At 71.7% G+C, this 5,267-nt stretch carries 6 protein-coding genes and 1 pseudogene; 5 read left to right on the top strand and 2 right to left on the bottom strand.

The window, feature by feature from the left end; translation table 11 throughout:
• Window positions 1-1,952 (bottom strand): pyruvate dehydrogenase (acetyl-transferring), homodimeric type (aceE, locus tag AB0J52_RS26370; protein ID WP_500184972.1); only part of this gene is annotated, 1,952 nt, incomplete at its 3' end.
• 360 nt (window positions 1,953-2,312) lie between these two features.
• On the opposite strand from aceE, the gene AB0J52_RS26365 reads away from it, so the two are divergent.
• From AB0J52_RS26365 to AB0J52_RS26345, 5 genes are all read left to right on the top strand, one after another.
• Window positions 2,313-2,501, top strand: coding sequence for a DUF1918 domain-containing protein (locus tag AB0J52_RS26365; RefSeq protein ID WP_500184971.1), 189 nt, complete (start codon window positions 2,313-2,315; stop codon window positions 2,499-2,501).
• 99 nt (window positions 2,502-2,600) lie between these two features.
• The gene (locus AB0J52_RS26360) at window positions 2,601-3,008 is read left to right on the top strand and encodes a YjbQ family protein (RefSeq protein ID WP_500184970.1); all 408 of its coding nucleotides are present in this window, start codon (window positions 2,601-2,603) and stop codon (window positions 3,006-3,008) included.
• 205 nt (window positions 3,009-3,213) lie between these two features.
• Window positions 3,214-3,639 carry a DUF3052 domain-containing protein gene (locus AB0J52_RS26355; protein WP_500184969.1) on the top strand — a complete coding sequence of 142 codons (426 nt, stop codon included), beginning with the start codon at window positions 3,214-3,216 and terminating at the stop codon, window positions 3,637-3,639.
• Window positions 3,640-3,798: 159 nt separating this feature from the next.
• Window positions 3,799-4,260 carry a peroxiredoxin gene (locus AB0J52_RS26350; RefSeq protein ID WP_500184968.1) on the top strand — a complete coding sequence of 154 codons (462 nt, stop codon included), beginning with the start codon at window positions 3,799-3,801 and terminating at the stop codon, window positions 4,258-4,260.
• A 223-nt stretch (window positions 4,261-4,483) separates the two neighbouring features.
• Complete coding sequence (locus AB0J52_RS26345; RefSeq protein ID WP_500184967.1) at window positions 4,484-4,825, top strand: hypothetical protein; 342 nt, start codon at window positions 4,484-4,486, stop codon at window positions 4,823-4,825.
• A gap of 84 nt (window positions 4,826-4,909) precedes the next feature.
• Here AB0J52_RS26345 and AB0J52_RS26340 read toward each other — a convergent pair.
• Window positions 4,910-5,267, bottom strand: a pseudogene (locus AB0J52_RS26340) (saccharopine dehydrogenase); the annotation flags it as partial.

Here is a 5,267-nt window from a genome sequence, read left to right as displayed (position 1 = left end):
CCGGTCAGCGTGGTGCGGCCCGCGGTCGCGCCGAGCAGGAAGCCGCGGCCCATCTGGTCGCCGAACGCCCACGCCTGGTCGCCGGTCCGCTGGAACCCGAACATCGAGTAGAAGATGTAGACCGGGATCATGAACTCGCCGTGCGTGGCGTAGGCCGTCCCGGCGGCGATCGTGGAGGCCATGGAGCCCGCCTCGCTGATGCCCTCGTGCAGCATCTGGCCCTGCGCGGACTCCTTGTAGGACAGCAGCAGCTTCCGGTCGACCGCCTCGTAGGTCTGCCCGTGCGGGGAGTAGATCTTGGACGTGGGGAACAGCGAGTCCATGCCGAAGGTGCGGTACTCGTCCGGGGCGATCGGGACGAACCGGGCGCCGATGTTCTCGTCCTTGATCAGGTCCTTCAGCAGCCGGACGAACGCCATCGTGGTCGCGACGTTCTGCTTGCCCGACCCCTTCCGCAGCTCGGCGTAGACCGGGTCGCCGGGCAGCTTCAGCGGCTTGGCCCGCACCACCCGCTTCGGCAGGAAGCCGCCGAGCGCGGCGCGCCGCTCCCGCATGTACTCGATCTCCTCGGAGTCCTCGCCCGGGTGGTAGTAGGGCGGCAGCTCGCCCTCCAGGGCGGAGTCGGGGATCTCCAGGTAGAGCCGGTCGCGGAACAGCTTCAGCTCGGCCTTGGTGAGCTTCTTCATCTGGTGCGTGGCGTTGCGGGCCTCGAAGTCGGGCCCGAGCGTCCAGCCCTTGATCGTGTGGGCGAGGATCACCGTCGGCTGGCCGACGTGCTCGCGGGCGGCCTTGAACGCCGCGTAGACCTTGCGGTAGTCGTGCCCGCCGCGCGACAGCCGGCGCAGGTCGTCGTCCGACAGGTCCTCGACCATGCGGCGCAGCCGGGGGTCGTCGCCGAAGAAGTCGTCGCGGATGTAGGCGCCGGACTCGACGGTGTAGGTCTGGAACTGGCCGTCCGGGGTGGTGTTCATCTTGTTGACGAGCACGCCGTCCACGTCCTGGGCGAGCAGCGGGTCCCAGTCGCGGCCCCAGATGACCTTCAGGACGTTCCAGCCCGCGCCGCGGAAGAACGACTCCAGCTCCTGGATGATCTTGCCGTTGCCGCGCACCGGCCCGTCCAGCTGCTGCAGGTTGCAGTTGATCACGAAGGTGAGGTTGTCGAGTTCCTCGCGGGCGGCCAGCCCGATCGCGCCGAGCGACTCGGGCTCGCCCATCTCGCCGTCGCCGAGGAAGGCCCACACGTGCGAGCGCGAGGTGTCCTTGATCTTGCGGTTGTAGAGGTAGCGGTTGAAGCGGGCCTGGTAGACCGCGTCGATCGCGGTGAGCCCCATGGAGACCGTGGGGAACTCCCAGAAGTCGGGCATCAGGCGCGGGTGCGGGTAGGACGACAGGCCGCCGCCGGGGTGGCTGAACTCCTGCCGGAACCCGTCCAGCTTGTCCTCGGGCAGGCGGCCCTCGAGGTAGGCGCGGGCGTAGATGCCGGGCGCGGCGTGCCCCTGGATGAAGACCTGGTCGCCCGACTCGCCGTGGTCCTTGCCGCGGAAGAAGTGGTTGAAGCCGACCTCGTACAGCGAGGCCGCCGAGGCGTAGGTCGCGATGTGGCCGCCGACGCCGAGGTCGGGGCGGTTGCCGCGGGAGACCATGATCGCCGCGTTCCACCGGATGTACGCGCGGATCCGGCGCTCGATGTGCTCGTCGCCGGGGAACCACGGCTCGTGCTCGGGCGGGATCGAGTTGATGAAGTCGGTGCTGCGCAGGCCGGGCACCCCGACCTTCTGCTCCCGGGCCCGCTCCAGCAGGCGCAGCATCACGTACCGCGCCCTGCCCCGGCCCTGGGTCTTGATGACGGTGTCCAGCGAGTCCAGCCACTCCCGGGTCTCGTCCGGGTCGATGTCCGGCAGCTGGCTCGGCAGGCCGTCACTGATGATCGAGAATTGACGTCCGGAAGCCACGGGGTCCCCTCTGCGTTCGGCTCTGCGTTCGGCTGCGTTCCAGCTCTGCGTTCGGCGTTCCGTCGGGTGGCGGACGGGGTGAACGGCGTGGTCAACGACGTTCCACCGTCCCGGTTGTCGATCCATCGTCGCCGTTCCGCGCGACCACCGCATCTCTACCGCCCGGTAATCAGTCTGGTCGCCGCGGTCCGGGGCGTAACCCCCACAGAAAGCCCCTTTCCCCAGCATTTGGTCGGCTAAATGGCCAGGGACCGTAAAACCCGCCGAAGTGCTCCCCTCTGCCCCTGGTAGGGGGCGCGGTCTCGTACCAGGGTGGAAGGAGACGTCGCCCCCGGGGTAGAGGCCGGTCTGGAGGAACCGATGAACGCCATGGTCGGAGACCATCTGCACGTCCACCGCAACGTCGTCGGCGTCACCGACGCGGACGGGGAGATCATCGAGGTGCGCGGTCCCGAGGGCCACCCGCCGTACCTCGTCCGCTTCAACGACGGCCGCACGGTCCTGGTCTATCCGGGGCCGGACGCGTTCGTCGAACCCGTCCCGCACTGAGCGCCGCGATGACCGGCGCCCGGCCCGATCCGGCCCGCGCCGCCCCGGCCCGGCCCGGTGCGGTGATTGACCGGCTGCCGATCCTGGTAGACAGGGGCTATGGAAAGCACCGTGGTCCAAGTGGCCACAGGGAACACCGAGGTGGTGCGGGACATCACGCCCGAGTGCGCCCGGTTCGCCGCCGAACAGGGCGGGGACGGGCTGCTGCACGTCTTCGTGCCGCACGCGACGGCCGGAGTGGCGATTCTCGAACTGGGCGCGGGCAGCGACGACGACCTGCTGGCCGCGCTCTCCGACCTGCTGCCGGCGGACGACCGCTGGCGGCATGCGCACGGCTCGCGCGGCCACGGCCGTTCGCACGTCATGCCCGCGCTGATACCGCCCTTCGCGACGCTGCCCGTCCTGGGCGGACGGCTTCAGCTGGGCACCTGGCAGTCAGTGGCCCTCGTCGACCTCAATGTGGACAACCCGGACCGGCAGGTACGGTTGTCCTTCCTTGCGGGATGAGCGTGGGTTGTTACGCTCGGTGGGTGTCCCGTCACGACGCCCGGCGCGAATCGGCCAATGAGGCCACCAAATGCCGGGAAGACACTTGCGCGAGGGGCCTCCACTTGTGTGGACTGTCCCGCAAAACCCGCGCGGGGTGGGAGCGGACCGCCACGAGGGCGGCCCGGACCACCCGGCAGGGAATACCGACCATGGGAGGACTTTCGTGAGCGCGACCGCTGGTCAGGCGCAGTCTGAGCACAGCCTGGCCGAACGGCTCGGATTCAAGCCGGACCAGGTGGTCCAGGAGATCGGCTACGACGACGACGTCGACGAGGGGCTCCGCGAGAGCATCGAGACCGTCACCAAGGGCGAGCTCGTCGACGAGGACTACGAGGAAGTCGTCGACGCCGTCCTGCTCTGGTGGCGCGAGGAGGACGGCGAGCTGTTCGACGCCCTCTCCGACACCCTCGTCTCGCTGGCCGACGGCGGCGTGGTGTGGCTGCTCACCCCCAAGGCGGGGCGGGACGGCCATGTCGAGCCGAGCGACATCGACGAAGCCGCCTCCTCCGCCGGGATGACGCAGTCCAAGAGCGTCTCCGCGGCGGCCGACTGGTCCGGCACCAAGCTCGTCCCCCCGAAGGGGCGCTGACACCGGCTGCGCACTCCTGCGCCCGGTCCCGTGTCCGCCTCCGGTCCCTCGCGGGCCCGGCGGCGGACCGGGCCCGTGGCAGACTGGGCGGGACGGGTTCCCGCACGCGCGGGGACGAGCGCATCCCGCCCCCGGGCGGGTCGATCCTCGGGAGAGGCATTGGCGGTCGAGGTAGGCGGCGTCGCACCGGACTTCGAGCTGAAGGACCAGCACGGCACGCCGGTCCGGCTCTCGGACTTCCGGGGCGGCAGGAACGTCGTCCTGGTGTTCTTCCCGCTGGCCTTCAGCGGCGTGTGCACCGGTGAGCTGTGCGCCATCAGGGACGAGCTGCCCACCCTCGTCGGCGACGACGAGACGCAGGTGGTCGCGGTCTCGGTCGACTCGATGTTCGCCCAGCGCGCCTGGTCCGAGCAGGAGGGCTACGAGTTCCCCCTGCTCGCGGACTTCTGGCCGCACGGCGACGTCGCGCGCGCCTACGGCGTGTTCGACGAGGACCGCGGTGTCGCGCTCCGCGGCACGTTCATCATCGACAAGGACGGCGTCGTCCGCTGGAAGGTCGTCAACGCCATCCCCGACGCGCGCGACCTCGACGAGTACCGCAAGGCGCTGGCCTCGCTGTGATCCCGGGTCCGCCGGGCCCGCCCGGCGGCCGGGGCGCGCGGAGCGCCGCGCCGCCCCGCGACCGGTCGCGGGGGGGAGCGCCCACCGGCCCGCCCCTCGGCGGTCACCGGCGCGCACCCGCCGGTCACGGCGCGGCCCGCGGCCGCGCCGGTCGCGTGGTCCTCCGCAGACTTGACGCACCGGCCGGGAGCACGCCCGGCCCTCCGCACCCGCTGGAGGTGTGATGCCCTGCTTCCGCTGCGGGGCGCGGCAGACCGATCCCGCGCGGGGCGCGAGCCCCTGGCGGCGGGGGGTCCTCGCCGACCACCAGGTCCTCGTCTGCCCGGCCTGCCAGGGCACGGACGGGTGGGCCGACGCTCTGGACCACTGCTCGTCCTGCGGCTCGGCCGCGCTCGTCTGCCGCCTCGGGGACGTGGAGTGCCGCGCGTGCGGCCACACCCGCGAGGCGGTCCGGGACGAGGCGGCCCGGCCGTCCGGCGGAGTGCCCGCCGCGGCCCCGGGCGGCGACCTCTCCACGGAGGTCGCCGCCGCGCTGGACCGGGTCCTCGGCCGTCCCCTCACCTGAGAAACGTTTCCCTACGGGGCCGACGCGCGGCGGCTACCCGTCCGCTGGTCGGCCGGGTGGGCCGGCCGGGACGTCCGGGCTGGGTCAGGACGTGCTGAGGACGCGGAACTCCAGGCCGGCCTTGACGAGGCGGTCGATGAGCGCGTCGCCCATGGCCTGCGCCGTCGTGAGCTGTCCGGCGACGTCCGGGAGGTCGTCCTGGGCGAGGCAGAGCGCGGACTCGGCGAGCATCTTCGAGGTCTCGCCGTAGCCCGGGTCGCCTCCCGACACCTCGGTCACGACGCGCTTCCCGCCGCCCTCGCCGACGAAGGTGACCGAGAACCAGTGCCCGGCGCGCTGCTCGGCGGACGGTCCCTCGCCGGGCGTGCCGAGCTTGAGCAGCAGCGAACGGGTCGGCGGCAGCTGCGCGGCGGCGAGCACGCCCACCGCCCCGAGCCCGATC

Origin of the sequence: Spirillospora sp. NPDC049652, assembly GCF_040675125.1 — a bacterium.
In the GTDB taxonomy this organism is placed as follows: Bacteria; Actinomycetota; Actinomycetes; order Streptosporangiales; family Streptosporangiaceae; genus Spirillospora.
This window is presented reverse-complemented; position numbering and strand designations above follow the sequence as displayed.

Bases quoted from the DNA above. Each gene is read 5' to 3' on its own strand.
- AB0J52_RS26365 (WP_500184971.1), top strand. From the start codon at position 2,313: ATGAACGCCATGGTCGGAGACCATCTGCACGTCCACCGCAACGTCGTC.
- AB0J52_RS26360 (WP_500184970.1), top strand. From the start codon at position 2,601: ATGGAAAGCACCGTGGTCCAAGTGGCCACAGGGAACACCGAGGTGGTG.
- AB0J52_RS26345 (WP_500184967.1), top strand. From the start codon at position 4,484: ATGCCCTGCTTCCGCTGCGGGGCGCGGCAGACCGATCCCGCGCGGGGC.